At 66.9% G+C, this 14,510-nt stretch carries 16 protein-coding genes; 6 read left to right on the top strand and 10 right to left on the bottom strand.

The features are described from left to right. Nucleotides 1–9: 9 nt before the first annotated feature. From AC3FKG_RS13280 to hppD, 4 genes are all read right to left on the bottom strand, one after another. Nucleotides 10–684, bottom strand: a complete 675-nt coding sequence (locus tag AC3FKG_RS13280) for a (2Fe-2S)-binding protein (RefSeq protein WP_488743310.1) — start codon at nucleotides 682–684, stop codon at nucleotides 10–12. Nucleotides 685–899: 215 nt separating this feature from the next. Beyond that, on the bottom strand, nucleotides 900–2,099 hold the full coding sequence (locus tag AC3FKG_RS13285; RefSeq protein ID WP_488743311.1) for an amino acid aminotransferase: 1,200 nt from the start codon (nucleotides 2,097–2,099) through the stop codon (nucleotides 900–902). Nucleotides 2,100–2,216: 117 nt separating this feature from the next. Next, entirely contained in the window at nucleotides 2,217–3,602 is a 1,386-nt protein-coding gene (locus AC3FKG_RS13290) for an amino acid permease (protein WP_483713984.1), read from the bottom strand. 137 nt (nucleotides 3,603–3,739) lie between these two features. Beyond that, nucleotides 3,740–4,819 (bottom strand): 4-hydroxyphenylpyruvate dioxygenase, encoded by a 1,080-nt coding sequence (hppD, locus tag AC3FKG_RS13295; protein WP_483713986.1) that lies wholly within the window; start codon nucleotides 4,817–4,819, stop codon nucleotides 3,740–3,742. A gap of 411 nt (nucleotides 4,820–5,230) precedes the next feature. On the opposite strand from hppD, the gene AC3FKG_RS13300 reads away from it, so the two are divergent. Further along, nucleotides 5,231–5,704: an Lrp/AsnC family transcriptional regulator gene (locus AC3FKG_RS13300; RefSeq protein WP_483713987.1), complete on the top strand. Its 474-nt coding sequence runs from the start codon at nucleotides 5,231–5,233 to the stop codon at nucleotides 5,702–5,704. Nucleotides 5,705–5,783: 79 nt separating this feature from the next. Beyond that, a complete protein-coding gene (locus AC3FKG_RS13305) occupies nucleotides 5,784–6,587 on the top strand; it encodes a BPL-N domain-containing protein (RefSeq protein WP_483713988.1) in 804 nt (267 codons plus the stop codon). Between the two features lie 36 nt (nucleotides 6,588–6,623). On the opposite strand, the gene AC3FKG_RS13310 is transcribed toward AC3FKG_RS13305, so the two are convergent. Continuing rightward, on the bottom strand, nucleotides 6,624–7,391 hold the full coding sequence (locus tag AC3FKG_RS13310) for a ParA family protein (protein WP_483713989.1): 768 nt from the start codon (nucleotides 7,389–7,391) through the stop codon (nucleotides 6,624–6,626). Between the two features lie 145 nt (nucleotides 7,392–7,536). Continuing rightward, a complete protein-coding gene (locus tag AC3FKG_RS13315; protein WP_483713990.1) occupies nucleotides 7,537–8,601 on the bottom strand; it encodes a VWA domain-containing protein in 1,065 nt (354 codons plus the stop codon). A 74-nt stretch (nucleotides 8,602–8,675) separates the two neighbouring features. Between AC3FKG_RS13315 and AC3FKG_RS13320 the strand changes: the two genes are divergently transcribed. Genes AC3FKG_RS13320 through AC3FKG_RS13335 form a run of 4 tightly spaced genes read left to right on the top strand, consistent with a single transcriptional unit; the run spans nucleotide 8,676 to nucleotide 12,680 of the window. Continuing rightward, on the top strand, nucleotides 8,676–9,608 hold the full coding sequence (locus AC3FKG_RS13320) for a S1C family serine protease (protein WP_488743312.1): 933 nt from the start codon (nucleotides 8,676–8,678) through the stop codon (nucleotides 9,606–9,608). Nucleotides 9,609–9,620: 12 nt separating this feature from the next. Next, nucleotides 9,621–10,634, top strand: a complete 1,014-nt coding sequence (locus AC3FKG_RS13325) for an AAA family ATPase (RefSeq protein ID WP_483713993.1) — start codon at nucleotides 9,621–9,623, stop codon at nucleotides 10,632–10,634. Next, nucleotides 10,612–11,622 carry a DUF58 domain-containing protein gene (locus AC3FKG_RS13330; RefSeq protein WP_483713994.1) on the top strand — a complete coding sequence of 337 codons (1,011 nt, stop codon included), beginning with the start codon at nucleotides 10,612–10,614 and terminating at the stop codon, nucleotides 11,620–11,622. Before AC3FKG_RS13325 ends, AC3FKG_RS13330 begins: the two co-directional genes overlap by 23 nt. Further along, a complete protein-coding gene (locus AC3FKG_RS13335; RefSeq protein ID WP_483713995.1) occupies nucleotides 11,619–12,680 on the top strand; it encodes a VWA domain-containing protein in 1,062 nt (353 codons plus the stop codon). The genes AC3FKG_RS13330 and AC3FKG_RS13335 overlap by 4 nt, the downstream gene beginning before the upstream one ends. 48 nt (nucleotides 12,681–12,728) lie before the next feature. On the opposite strand, the gene AC3FKG_RS13340 is transcribed toward AC3FKG_RS13335, so the two are convergent. The 4 genes from AC3FKG_RS13340 to AC3FKG_RS13355 form a co-directional block, all read right to left on the bottom strand. After that, nucleotides 12,729–13,178, bottom strand: a complete 450-nt coding sequence (locus AC3FKG_RS13340; RefSeq protein WP_483714487.1) for a BON domain-containing protein — start codon at nucleotides 13,176–13,178, stop codon at nucleotides 12,729–12,731. A 218-nt stretch (nucleotides 13,179–13,396) separates the two neighbouring features. Continuing rightward, nucleotides 13,397–13,618 carry a DUF3820 family protein gene (locus AC3FKG_RS13345; RefSeq protein ID WP_483714488.1) on the bottom strand — a complete coding sequence of 74 codons (222 nt, stop codon included), beginning with the start codon at nucleotides 13,616–13,618 and terminating at the stop codon, nucleotides 13,397–13,399. Nucleotides 13,619–13,700: 82 nt separating this feature from the next. Continuing rightward, a complete protein-coding gene (locus AC3FKG_RS13350; RefSeq protein ID WP_483713996.1) occupies nucleotides 13,701–14,015 on the bottom strand; it encodes a non-heme iron oxygenase ferredoxin subunit in 315 nt (104 codons plus the stop codon). 23 nt (nucleotides 14,016–14,038) lie between these two features. Further along, a complete protein-coding gene (locus AC3FKG_RS13355) occupies nucleotides 14,039–14,509 on the bottom strand; it encodes an aromatic-ring-hydroxylating dioxygenase subunit beta (protein WP_483713997.1) in 471 nt (156 codons plus the stop codon). Nucleotide 14,510: the final 1 nt, after the last annotated feature.

Here is a 14,510-nt window from a genome sequence, read left to right on the forward strand (position 1 = left end):
CGTGGCGCCTCACGCGCGGCGCGTGGCGCCGGCGGCGTCCTGCACGGCGGCGACGATGTTCTGGTAGGCGCCGCAGCGGCAGATATTGCCGCTCATGCGCTCGCGGATCTCGGCGTCGTTCAGCGCGGGCGGCAACGCCGCCGGCGGCGGCCGCACCGTACTGGCCGCGCCGGCCCGCGCCTCGGCCAGCATGCCGACGGCCGAGCAGATCTGGCCCGGCGTGCAGAAGCCGCACTGCAGCGCATCGCGCGCGACGAAGGCCGCCTGCATCGGGTGCAGCGCATGGCCGTCGGACAGGCCTTCGATAGTGATGATATGCCGGCCCTCCTGCATCACGGCGAGCGTGAGGCAGGCGTTGATGCGCCGGCCGTCGCTGAGCACCGTGCAGGCGCCGCACTGGCCATGGTCGCAACCCTTCTTGGCGCCGGTCAGGCCGATGGTCTCGCGCAGCGCATCGAGCAGCGTCACGCGCGGCTCCAGCGAGAGCGCATGTTCCCTGCCGTTGATATGGAGGCGGACGGGTCGGGCCGGCACGGACAAGGGTGCAGTCGGCGCATCTTGCAGAGCGGGCGGGCCGGCTGCCTGGACCGTAGGCAAGGCGGCTGCGGAAGCGCTCAGCGCGGCGGACTGGAGGAAGCGGCGGCGGGTGGGACGGTCGGGGCCGTCAGGATGGAGGCGGGGCATGCGCGGTCCTTGGGCTGTTCGCGAAGCAGGGCAGGAGGGGCTTCGCTGTCAGGGCCAAGGGCAGCAAGATCGGTGCCCATGGTCGGGGGCACCGGGTGCGCGGGGGTCTGCTGGCGCGGTTAGGGTGTCAGAATTGCCGGGGCGGTGTAGGAATTACCTCGGCTGCGGCCGCTCGTCGGATGTCCCCATGGACGAGCGGCCGGCGCGGAAGCGACTTATTTGCCGCCGAGCACGGCGGCGATGGCCTTGGCCACCACCGTCACATTGCGCTCGTTGAGACCGGCCACACACATGCGGCCGGAGCGCAGCAGATACACGCCATGCTGTTCGCGCAGGCGGTCGGCTTGTTCCGCGTTCAGCCCGGTGTAGGTGAACATGCCGCGCTGGGTCAGGTAGCGCGACAGCGCCTCGCCGCTGACATGGTCGCGCAGGTTGTGGTGAATCGCCTCGCGCATGCGGGCAATGCGGCCGCACATCTCGGCGAGTTCCTTCTCCCACAGCGTGCGCAGTTCGGGCGTGGTCAGCACCTTGGCCACCACGCGCGCGCCGTGCGTGGGCGGGTTGCTGTAGTTGGCACGCACGGCGCCGGTCAGCTGGCCCAGCACGTTGGCGGCTTCGGCGGCGCTGTTGCACACCACGCTCAGGCCGCCGCAGCGCTCGCCATACAGCGAGAAGTTCTTCGAGAACGAGTTGGCCACCAGGCACGGCACGCCCTGGCGCTCCAGTTCGCGGATGGCGAACGCGTCGTCCTCCAGGCCTTCGCCAAAGCCCTGGTAGGCCATGTCGACGAACGGCAGCAGTTCCTTCGCCTTCAGCACGCCGGCGAGCTGGCGCCACTGGTCCTGGTTCAGGTCCACGCCGGTCGGGTTGTGGCAGCACGCGTGCAGCAGCACGATGCTCTGCTTGGGCAGCTTGCCGATGGCGTCGACCATGGCGTCGAACTTCAGGCCGCCGGTGGCATCGTCATAGTACGGGTAGGTGTTGACGGTGAAGCCCGCGCGCTCGAACACCACGCGGTGGTTTTCCCAGCTCGGGTCGCTGATCCATACCTGCGACTGCGGGAAGTAGCGCTTGAGGAAATCGGCACCCACGCGCAGTGCGCCCGATCCGCCCAGCGTCTGCAGCGTGGCGATGCGGCCGGCGGCGCGCGCCGGGCTGTCTTCGCCGAACACCAGTGCCTGCACGGCGTTGCGGTAGGCCACCAGGCCCGACATCGGCAGGTAGGGGCGCGGGCCCATGTCGGCCAGCAGCGCGGCTTCAGCCTTTTCGACGGCTTCCATCACCGGCAGGCGGCCGTTGTCGTCGAAGTAGATGCCGATGCTCAGGTTGACTTTCTCGGTGCGCGGGTCTTTCTGGAAGTCTTCGTTGAGCGAGAGGATCGGGTCGCCGGGAAAGGCTTCGATATGTGCAAACATGGGATTCTCTGGATTCTGGGACGGGGCTGGAGCGCGTGCGGAACAGGATTTCAGGCCCGGACGCACAGGCTGAAGTGTAACCGGCGGCGCGCGATGCGGCGCCGCCGGGATCTTGCCTTACTGGGCCGAGACGCTGCCCTGCAGGGCGGGCACCGCGTTCTTCTGGCGCAGGCGGTAGCTGATGCCCAGCACGGCCAGCCACACCGGGATCAGGTACACCGAGATGCGCAGGCCGTCGGTCAGGTACATCACGTACAGGATGCCGCCCAGGAACGCCAGGCACAGGTAGTTGGTGAGCGGGTAGCCAAAGCTCTTGAAGCGCGTTTCCTGGCGGGCCTTGCGCTTATCGGCGCGGAACTTCAGGTGGATGATGCTGATCATGGCCCAGTTGATGATCAGGGCCGAGACCACCAGGCCCATCAGCAGTTCGAAGGCCTTGCCCGGCATGAAGTAGTTGATCAGCACGCACAGGCCGGTAGCGGCCGCCGACACGCCCAGCGCCGTCAGCGGAATGCCGCGCTTGCTGACCTTGAGCAGCGACTTCGGCGCATTGCCCTGCTGGGCCAGGCCGAACAGCATGCGGCTGTTGCAGTACACACCGCTGTTGTAGACCGACAGCGCGGCCGTCAGCACCACCACGTTCAGCACATTGGCCACCCAGTTGCTGTTCAGCGCATGGAAGATCAGCACGAACGGGCTGCCGCCGGTGACGACGTTTTCCCACGGGTACAGCGACAGCAGTACCGCCAGCGCGCCAACGTAGAAGATCAGGATGCGGTAGATGACCTGGTTGGTCGCCTTGGGGATGCTCTTTTCCGGCTGGTCCGCTTCCGCCGCCGTGATGCCGACGAGTTCCAGGCCGCCGAACGAGAACATGATCACCGCCATGGCCATGACCAGTCCGCCCAGGCCATTCGGGAAGAAGCCGCCGTGCTGCCACAGGTTGGTGATGCTGGCCTGCGGACCGGCATTGCCCGACATCAGCAGGTAGCCGCCGAAGCCGATCATGCCGACGATGGCAGCCACCTTGACGATCGAGAACCAGAACTCCATCTCGCCGAACGACTTCACGCTCGACAGGTTGATGGCGTTGATGATCAGGAAGAAGGCCAGCGCCGAGATCCAGGTCGGGATGCCGGGCCACCAGTACTGCACGTAGATGCCTACCGCCGACAGCTCGGCCATGCTCACCAGGATGTACAGCACCCAGTAGTTCCAGCCCGACATGAAGCCGGCGAAGTGGCCGCAGTACTTGTTGGCGAAGTAGCTGAAGGAGCCGGCGACGGGCTCGTCCACCACCATCTCGCCCAGCTGGCGCATGATGAAGAAGGCCACGATGCCAGCGACGGCATAGCCGAGCAGGACCGAGGGGCCGGCCATCTTGATCGTCTGGGCGATGCCCAGGAACAGCCCGGTGCCGATGGCGCCACCGAGCGCGATCAGCTGGATGTGCCGGTTCTTCAGGCCACGCTTGAGCGTGCCGTCATTGTTGCTTGAAACCATGGATTGTTTCCTCTACCCACTCTTATGGAATGGCATGCGGGGCCTGGCGTCTCTTGCTGTGCGGGTAGGACGCCTGGGCCTTGGGGATCGCCGGGCACGGGGTGCCGTGCCCGGCGACGGGGACGGGCCGGTGCCGGTCAGGCCTCGACCTTCAGCGTGCCGCGTGCGATCTGGTCGCGTTCCAGCGATTCGAACAGCGCCTTGAAGTTGCCTTCGCCGAAGCCGTCGTCGCCGCTGCGCTGGATGTACTCGAAGAACACCGGGCCGAGCACGGTCTTGGAGAAGATCTGCAGCAGCAGGCGCGGCTTGCCGCCTTCGGTGGTGCCGTCGAGCAGGATGCCGCGGGCCTTGAGCTGGTCCACCGGCTGGCCGTGGCCGGGCAGGCGGGTGTCCAGGGCCTGGTAGTAGTAGTCGTTCGGCGCCGTCATCAGTTCCACGCCCGCGAGCTGCAGGTTGTCGATGACTTCGATCAGGTTGTCCGTCAGGAAGGCGATGTGCTGGATGCCCTCGCCATTGAAGGCCATCAGGAATTCCTCGATCTGGCCGGCGCCCTTGGACGATTCCTCGTTCAGCGGGATGCGGATCTTGCCGTCCGGCGCGGTCATGGCCTTGGAGGTCAGGCCGGTGTACTCGCCCTTGATGTCGAAGTAACGGATCTCGCGGAAGTTGAACAGCTTCTCGTAGAAGCTCGCCCAGTAGGCCATGCGGCCACGGTAGACGTTGTGCGTCAGGTGGTCGATCAGCTTCAGGCCGTGGCCTTCGGGGTGGCGGTCCACGCCTTCGATGAACTCGAAGTCGATGTCATAGATCGACTTGCCTTCCTCGAAGCGGTCGATCAGGTACAGCGGCGCGCCGCCGATGCCCTTGATCGCGGGCAGGCGCAGTTCCATCGGGCCGGTCGGGATTTCGACCGGCTGCGCGCCCAGTTCCAGCGCGCGGGCGTAGGCCTTGTGCGAATCCTTCACGCGGAAGGCCATGCCGCAGGCGCTCGGGCCATGCTCGGCGGCAAAGTAGGCGGCGTGGCTGTGGGGCTCGCGGTTGACGATGAAGTTGACCTCGCCCTGGCGATACAGCACCACGTCCTTGGAGCGGTGGCGCGCCACCAGCGTGAAGCCCATCCTTTCGAACAGCGGCTCCAGCACATTGGGGGTCGGCGAGGCGAATTCGACGAATTCGAAGCCCATCAGCTGCATCGGGTTGTCAAAGAGATCGGCCATGGTGTGTCTCAGAGAGGAAGGTAAGGGTTTCGATCTCGCGCACCGGACGGAGTGCCGTCGGCCGCGGAGGCAAAGGAAATCGGGCAGGCCGCCGCGATCAACACGCGGGCGTCCGCAGCCGGGCGTCGGGATGGGGGACATGCGGACGCGGCAGGGACGGTGTGCGGAAGTTCATGGGGCGCTGTCTTTGTCGGCCAGGCGGCCGGGAAATAATATTGCGAACAGTGCGCCGCGATCCTGGCCTGCGGCGCGTTCGGGCAATGTCGGGAACTCTCTCTGGCCCCTCGCTGGCATTGCCAATCTGGAATGCAGTGTATATTCTGGCCGGCAAAATTGGATTTCATTCCTCACGCAGGGAAACCCTGAAACGAGAAATCTGATTTCGTGAAATTATATTGAGGGGAAATAAAAGTGCCTGCCATCGAGCTTGACCGTACGGACCGCCGCCTGCTGGGCGTCTTGCAGCAACAGGGACGGGCTTCGAACCTGGAATTGTCCGAGGCGATTGCGCTGTCGCCGGCACAAACGTTGCGGCGTCACCGCCGCCTGGAAGAGAGCGGCATCATCAAGTGCTACGAGGCGCGGCTCGATGCGGCGAGCCTGGGGCTCGGCGTGGTCGCGTTCATCCACGTGACCATGGAGCGCGGCCATATCCGCGACCTGTCGAACTTCAAGAGCCTGGTGGCGGAGCTGGCGCAGATCCAGGAATGCTTCTCGGTGACGGGCGATATCGACTACGTGCTGAAGGTGGTCGCCAAGGACCTGAAGTCGCTGTCGGACTTCCTGCTCGATACGCTGATGCGCATCCCCGGCGTGAGCGGCGTGAAGTCCAGCGTGTGCCTCGACGAAATCAAGTGCACGAGTGCCGTGCCGCTCGATATGTAAGGCGCATGCGGCCGGGCGCCCGTCCGTGGAATACACTCGGTTCTGCGTGCCAATACGGACCGACCTCTCGCCCCCGAAGATGCCCAAGCCCCACATCCTGACCTATATCGACGCCGGCGCCTCCGACTGGACCGCCTGCCTGATGCGCACGATCGGCCAGCAGCTGCAGTCCGGTACCTATGAAATGCGTGCGGTCATGGCCTCGGACATCCGGCACGACCCGACGCTGTTCGACGACGCGGTCATGTTCGTCATGCCGGGCGGGGCTGATCTGCCGTACTGCGCGAAACTCAATGGCGCGCCCAACGCGCGCATCCGGCGTTTTGTCGAGAACGGCGGCACCTACCTGGGTATTTGCGCGGGCGCGTACTACGCATGCAGGGAACTGGCGTTCCACGCCGGCACCCGCGGGGCCATCTGCGGTCCGCGCGAACTGGGCTTCGTCGATGCCGTCGCGGTTGGCTCGCTGCCCGAACTGACCGGCGGCCGCCTCTATGACGGCACGCCGCGCACCACGGCCGCGGTCGAACTGCGGACCACCGAGCGGCTGGCCTCGGTACCGATGTCGGTCTACACGCACTATCACGGTGGCTGCCGTTTCGATTTCGACGGCGCGCCGGCTGCCGATACGGAAGTCCTGGCCGTCTATGCGGATATGGAAGGCATGCCACCGGCCATCGTCAGCACGCAGGTCGGGAAGGGCCGCGCGATCCTGACCGGTGTCCACCTGGAAGTCTCGGAGCAGGAGTGCGAGGAAGCCCTGCGCGGACACAGCGACATGGACAAGTACGTGCACATCTGCCACAGGCTGGCGGAGACCGGTGACGCCCGGCTGGCGGTATTCCGCCAAGTGCTGGCGCACGGCGGCCTGGCCCTGGACTGACGCGGTTATCGCCAGCGGGTGGACCTGCCGTATTCCTCAGCCAGCCAGTTCGCTGTGCAGCGCCAGGTACTCCTGCGACAGCTTGTGGCGCGGATCCAGGTGGATCATGGGCGTGGCGTGCTGGTGCGATTCGCGGATCTTCACCGATGACGACAGCCGCGATGCCAGCACCGGCAGCCCTTCACCGACCAGCTCCTCGACCAGCTTGACCGGCAGGCTCGCGCGCGGCTGGAACTGGTTGATGACGATGCCTTCGACCTGCAGGGCATCGTTGTGGTCCTGCTGGATTTCCTTCACGTTGTCGAGCAGCGTGTACAGCGCCCGGCGCGAGAAGTCGTCGCAGTCGAACGGGATCAGGCAGCGCTCCACCGCGATCAGCGCGGACCGCGTGTAGAAGTTGAGCGCCGGCGGCGTGTCGATGTAGATCGCGTCATAGACTGACTCCAGCTCGATCAGGGCATCGCGCAGCTTGTAGATCTTGTAGCGGGATTCCAGCTTGCCATGCAGCGCGTCGAGGTCAGGATGCGCGGGCATCACATCAAGATTTTCGAACGGCGTGGCGTGGATGAAGCTGCCCAGGTCGACCGGCTTGAAGCTGTAGGTCAGCGACGACTCGAAGAAGTGCGCCGCCGTCGGGTTTGCCTCGGCGGCCTTTGCGCCCATCAGGTACTGGGTCGAGTTGCACTGCGCGTCGAGGTCGACGACCAGCGTGCGCAGGCCTTCACGGGCGCTGATCGCGGCGAGGTTGCATACGATGGTCGACTTGCCCACGCCACCTTTCTGATTGAACACGACGCGCCGCATGGGTCCCTCTGGAGAAGATCGTTTTGGAGGGCGAAAGCATACCTCAACACGATGGCCTCGGGAGTGCGCCGATGGGGGGTGTGGACGCTCGTTGACAGGCGAAGCAAGGTGCGCTCAGCGGCTCCGCCGATATCGTCAATGCCCGTCAACGACGGAACCACAACATCGAGAGTGCACAAGCCAGGACCAGCAGCACGACCGACGCCGCGGCCAGCAGCGCGCCGACTTCGGTCTCGCGGCGCTCCATCGCGAAGCGCGCGCTCAGTTGCCGGTACACCTGGCTCAGGTCCGCCGCCGATCCTGCCTGGAAGTACTCGGCCCCGGTCAGCGTGGCCACCGCGCGCAAGGCGGGCTCGTCGAGCTGCATGTAGTAGGACAGGCTGGTCTCGGGCGCATTGCCGCCCAGCGTGCCGAAGCCTACGGTATAGACACGCACGCCACGCTGGGCGGCCATGCGCGCGGCCTCGATCGGGTCGGGTCCGGTGGTGCGGCGGCCATCGCTGAGCAGGATGACCGCGCCGTGCCGATAGGAACCCGGTTGCGCTGGCGGCCGGTCCTGCGCGCGCTTGCGCGCGGCGTCGGCCGCGGCGGCTTCATCGAGTGGCGTGGCGCGGCGCGCGGAAGCGAAGGGCGGGTCGTCGTTGAACAGGATCGCTTCGAGGTCGATGCCATCGTCCGGAAACAGCACGGCCAGCGCCTGGATCAGCCCGCTGCCGGTCGCCGTGCCGCGCTGGAGCTGGAACCGGTCGATCGCGTCGAGCATGTCCTGCCGGTTGCTGGTGGGACGCAGGACCACGGTAGCCGTCGCGGCGAACGAGACGATGCCAAGCCGGACGCTGCCCGGCAGCCCGACGATCAGTTCGCGCGCCGCCTGCTGCGCGGCGCTGAGGCGCGTGGGCGTCACGTCGGTGGCCTCCATGCTGCGCGAAACATCCATCGCCAGCACCAGCGTGATGGTGTCGGACGGCAGCGTGAGGGTGGCGGTCGGCCGGGCGCAGGCCAGCAGGGCGGCGCCCAGGGCAAACAGGAACAGCAGCGGGGGAATGTGACGCCGCAGGCGTTGGCCGGTGCCGAGCGCAGCGCGGGGCAACGCAAGGCTGGCGTAAAGCAGGGCAGACTTCTTGCGTCGCGCGATCAGGTACAGGTAAGCGGCTGCCAGCAACGGAAGCGCAAGCAGCAACCAGAGCATTTGCGGCCAGAGAAACTGCATGCCCTGCTCCTTGGCGCATGGTTAAGAGGATGGTACTGTATTTTTTAAGGCGGCACGGGACTCGGGAGCGTGCGATGAAGCGTGTGACGATCTACGGATGGCTCTCGGCTGCGGTCGCGGTGATGGTCGCGGCGGCGCTGGGCCTTGCGTGGCTGTCGCGCCCGTCGCCGCGGGTGCTGACGCAGGCCGATATCGATGCTGCGGTGCTGCATACGCTGCAGACCAAGAGCCTGCCATCGCGCACCGCTCGCGCGGCCGAGGCCATCCGCGAATCCGTGGTGGAGGTGCGCAGCTTCTCGCCGGCGCAGCCGGAGGCCGAAGCCGCCTCCGTGCCGCGTGCCCGGCGTGATCCGCCGGCCAACCGGCGGAAGTCCTCGCCGCCATCCCGGCGGGCGCCCTCCGACGAACTCGCGAAGAGCGATCCGCAGGCCGACAAGGACGCGACAAAGGACAAGCAGGACAAGCGCGAAGCGCGTCACATCGGCTCTGGCGTGGTCGTGACCGAAAGCGGACTGGTGCTGACCAGCTACCACGTGGTTGCCGATGCCAAGCGCGTGGAGATTCGCTTCTACGACGGCCAGACTTCCGAGGCGACGGTGATGCAGGCGATCCCTGAGAAAGACCTCGCCCTCGTCAGGCCGAAATCCATTCCCGACGACTTGCCGGCTGCGACACTCGGCTCCAGCCGCAACCTTGCGCCGGGCTCCGAGGTCGTGGCGGTCGGCTTTCCGTTCGGCATCGGGCCGTCGGTGTCCGCCGGGGTGGTGTCCGGACTCGACCGGCAGTTCGTGTCGCCCGACAAGACGCAGAGCCTGGACAACCTGATCCAGTTCGACGCGGCCGCCAATCCCGGCAATTCGGGCGGCCCGCTGGTGAACATGGATGGCGAGGTGGTCGGCATCGTCACCGCCATCCTCAACCCCAACCAGAGCGGCACCTTCCTCGGGATCGGCTTTGCCGTCACGATCGAAAGCGCCGGCGCTTCTATCGGAACTTCACCTTTCTAGACGCGGAGGCCTATGAACGAGCAAGCCCATGGCGCGACAGACAGCGCCGACCTGATGGAGCGCCTGCTGTACGAGGTGAAACGCGTGGTGGTCGGGCAAGACCACTTTCTCGAACGCGTGCTGGTGGCCATGCTGGCCGGCGGCCACCTGCTGGTGGAGGGCGTGCCCGGCCTGGCCAAGACGCTGACGGTCAATACGCTGGCCCGCACCATGAGCGGAACCTTCAAGCGCATCCAGTTCACGCCGGACCTGCTGCCGGCGGACCTGGTCGGCACGCGCATGTACAACCAGGGCACGGGCGAGTTCTCGACCGTGCGCGGGCCGGTCTTCGCCAACCTGCTGCTGGCCGACGAAATCAATCGCGCGCCGGCCAAGGTGCAAAGCGCGCTGCTGGAAGTCATGCAGGAAAAGCAGGTCACCATTGCCGGCGAGACCCATCGCGTGCCCACGCCGTTCCTGGTCATGGCGACGCAGAATCCGATCGAGACCGAAGGCACCTATCCATTGCCCGAGGCGCAGGTCGATCGCTTCATGATGAAGGTGCTGGTCGGGTATCCGAGCGAGGAGGAAGAGGTCGTCATCGTCAATCGGGTCACCGGGGCCCGCATCAGCGTGAGTGCGATTGCCACGCCGGAGCACCTGGCGGCCTTGCAGGAGGAGTGCCGCCGCGTCTACGTGGACCCGTCGCTGGTCCAGTACGCGGTGCGCCTGGTGGCGGCCACGCGCAAGCCGGGCAACTACGGCCTGGAAGACATGGGGCGCTATATCGCGTTCGGCGCGAGCCCCCGGGCCACCATCGGGCTGGTGGAAGGCGCGCGGGCGCTGGCGTTCCTACGCGGCCGCAATTATGCCGTGCCCGAAGACGTGATCGATCTCGTGCCCGATGTACTGCGCCACCGCCTGTCGCTGTCGTACGAGGCCATGTCGGATGGCGCGACGGCGGACCAGCTCATCACGCGCATCCTGCAGGCGCTGCCGGTTCCGGAGCGCCCGCTCGAATCCCATGTTCGCGCGGCTGTTCGGTAAGCGTCCGCGCGGCGACGCGCCGGCGGCCGCCGCGCCCGCGCGTTCGGGCGCGGCGCTGGCGAGCGTCGGCGCACGGCAGGCCGAGACGCTGCTGCGGCGGCTGGAGTGGACCGTGGTGCGGCGCCTCGACGGGCTGCTGCAGGGCGACTACCGCACGCTGTTCCGCGGCTTCGGGCTGGATCTTGCCGACCTGCGCGAATACCGTCCCGGCGACGACGTCCGTCACATCGACTGGAACGTGACGGCGCGGCTGCAGGTGCCGCACGTGCGCGAGTTCCAGGAGGATCGCGACCTCTCGGCGTGGTTCGTGCTCGACCTGAGCGGGTCGGTGGAGTTCGGTTCCGGCACGGTGCGCAAGCGTGACCTGCTGAGCGACTTCACCACCGTCATGGCCTTGCTGCTGACGCGCTATGGCAACCGCATCGGCGCCGTGCTCGACGGCGGGGCAAGCGACGCGCAGGCCTCGATGATTCCGCCGCGCTCCGGCCGCCGCCAGTTGCTGCACCTGCTTGACCGCATGCACACCACCCCGGCCGTGTGCCCCGGCGAGACCCGCCTGCGCGACCTGCTGGAGCGCGCGCGCGCCGTCGCCAAACGGCGCTCGGTGATGTTCATCGTGTCGGATTTCATCAGTGCCCAGGGATGGCAGACGTCGCTCGCCATGCTGGCCCGGCGCCATGAAGTCGTCGCGGTGCGGCTGGTCGATCCGCTGGAGATGGCGTTGCCCGACCTCGGGCTGGTCGTGCTGCAGGATGCGGAGTCGGGCGAGCAGATGTTCATCGATACGCACGATCCCGCGTTTCGCAAACGCTTCGCCGCGATCGCCCAGGCGCGCGAGTCCGAACTGCGCCTCGCGTTCGCGCGCGCCGGCGTGGAATGCCTGACGCTCTCGACCTACGCGCCGATTGACCTGGCGCTCCTGCAGTTCATGCGCGAGCGCCGCTTCCGCCAGGGGGCGGCCAGGGGCGTGCCCGTGGGGGCGACATGACCGAGACCCTCAACCGGCTGCCGCTGTTCAGCTTCCTCTGGCCCAGCATGCTGTGGCTGCTGGCGCTGGTGCTGGTGCTCGGCGCGGGCTACGTCTGGCTCGACCTGCGCCGGCGGCGAACAACGGTCGACCATCCGGCCATGCGCTCCATCGGCATGGCCATGAAGGGTGGCACGGGCTGGCGCCGTCACGTGTCGGCCGTGCTGACGCTGCTGGCCCTCAGTGCACTCATCTTTGCCATTGCCCGTCCCCAGGCGGTGATGACGCTGCCCTCGCGCATCAAGACCGTCATCCTCGTCATGGACCTGTCAGGCAGCATGCGCGCGCAGGATGTGCATCCGAGCCGCATCCGCGCCGCCCAGCAGGCGGCCCGGGTGCTGCTAGACGCCCAGCCGGCGGGCGTGAGTGTGGGCGTGGTGGCGATGGCGGGCACGGCCGCGCTGGCACAGGCGCCCAGCCGCAGCAAGGACGACGTGGCCGCGGCCATTGAAGGGCTGAAGCCGCAGGGCGGCACCGCCCTGGGCAATGGCCTGCTGATCGCGCTCACGACGCTGCTGCCGGAGGCCGCCGACGACGCCGAGCGACTGATGAATGGCGGCGATGTCCCGCAAGTGAAGAAACCGGGGGCGTCCGGCGACGAGAATCCGCCAGTGCCGGGCTCCTATGCTTCGGGCGCGATCGTCCTGTTCTCCGATGGCGAAAACAACGCGGGGCCGGCGGCGGAGCAGGCCGCCCAGCTCGCGGCGATGTATGGCGTGCGGGTCTATACCGTCGGCGTCGGCACGACCGAGGGGGTCGTGCTGTCGGCGGAGGGCTGGTCGGCGCGCGTCAGGCTGGACGAGAAGGTATTGAAGCAGGTCGCCGACGCGACCGGGGCCGAATACTTCCGGCTCGAAGATGCAGCGTCGTTGAAGCGGGTGTATCGCGCGCTCAATGCGAGGCTGGCATTCGACAAGCGCGACCAGGTCGAGGTGACGGCGTTCTTCGCGGCCGCGGGAGCGTTGCTGGCGGCCTGCGCGGGGCTGCTGTCGCTGTGGTGGTTCGGTCGGGTGTTGTAGGCCCGGCCCCGCGCGCATTGCCGCCCGAACGCCGCTATCAGGGCGAAGCTAGCCTTGCAGCGCCGCAATGTTGCCGGCTTCCTCGTGCACGGTCAGTCCGTCTTCAATGTCCGCGACGCCGGGCACTGCCCACACGGCGGTCAGCACGGCGTCGTGCTCGTGGCGGAGGACATGGCCGCTCAGGCAGACAGATCCGCGGGCCACATCGACGCCGATCGCACGGGGATGGCTGACCACGTCGTCCAGCCGCGTCCGGATCCGCTCGCCGATGTCGTAGTCGCTCGAACGCGCTTTTTCGCCTGCTGCCACGCGGGTTCCCGCCCGTGCAGCGAAGCCACGCGCGTGATCGAGCGCGCGCTTCGCCTGGGCCTGCGCGTAGTCGCTCAGGTCATGGCTTTTTGCCTCCGCCTTGTCCCGAAGCATGGCCCGCCGCCGCGCACCGAGCTCCGGATCGAGCAGGTACATCAGCGCGGCGCCGCCTATTGCCGCGACGGCCATATCGATGAGGTTGCGGTTTCCTGTACGCATGGATGCCTCTCCTTCGAAGATGAACAGGTCAGCGGCGGTTCCGATCCCGCCGCATATCCGCGCGTTCTCGCATGAGGCGTGCCTGCGGTTCAGGTGATCTTCTTGCCACGGGAGGCGCGGTGCGCGGCGGCGACAGCCCGGCTGCCGGCGCTTTCTTACCGCAGGATGTAAATCCATCCCGCTGCGCTTCAGGGCCGCCCGCGCAGCGGCTTGAGCAGGTCCGCCAGTCCGTTGTGGTCGAGTTCGTGCATCAACGCCAGCAAACGGCCGATTTCACCGGGCGGAAAGCCCTCGCGCGCGAACCAGTTCAGGTAGTTGCCGGGCAGGTCGGCAATCAGCGTGCCCTTGTGTTTGCCGAACGGCATCTGGCGGGTGACAAGCAGGAGAAGGGATTCGCTGTCCGGCAGCATGGCGGTTGATTTCGGGGGCGTGGCGGGCATTGTAGCGCCGCCGCGCAGCCGGACCACGTGGGCCGTGGTCCGGCTGCGCGGGTCAGCCCAGGTCGAGAAACACCTTGCCGTCCTCGATCCTGACGGGATAGGCGCGCACCGCCTCGGTCAACGGCGCGCACATGGCCGCACCGGTCCGTACATCGAACTTGCCCTGATGCAGCGGGCATTCGATCTCGTGGCCATCGAGGAATCCGTCGCAGAGCCGGGCGTGGCCGTGCGTGCAGAGATTGTCGGTGGCGAACACCTCGCCGTCGACGCCATAGAGGGCGATCTCGCGGTCCTGCACCTGCACGGCGACCACATCGTCCTGCGGCACGCTGGCGAGCGGGGCCGCCTCGATCCAGGTTTCGGTCATGGGGTTGTCTCCGGTTGTCGTCATCAGATCGGGTAGATCAGCGAGTTGGGGATCATCTCGCTGTCGAAGATGCACTGGCGGACGGCGAAGCGCAGGCCTTGCGGCGTGCGCGCGATCCGGTCGAGATAGCGGCCTGTGTTGAAGACCTCGCTGACCTGGTCCGGCTTGGTGCGCAGTACGGCGTAATTCGCTTCGGCGACGATATACGCATCGGTACTTTCGCGGACCAGCGGCACGCCGGTGATATGGCGCTGGTAGTAGGGATCGTGGAACAGCGTTTCGCGGATGCCGAAGACGCGATCGCGCAGCATGCCCTGGCTCTCCAGCGACATGGTCGCCAGCGGCAGGCCGCGCTCGAAGTTCTCGCGCGGCTGGACCCGGTAGAGGCAGTCGTCGGTAAAGAACTCGGGCCAGCGGTCCCAGTCGCCCTGGTCGACGGCGCTGGCGTAGTCGGCGTACAGCGACAGCAGCGCATGATACGTTGCGAAATCCATG

It is taken from the genome of Cupriavidus sp. 22TCCZM04-2 (genome assembly GCF_057798895.1).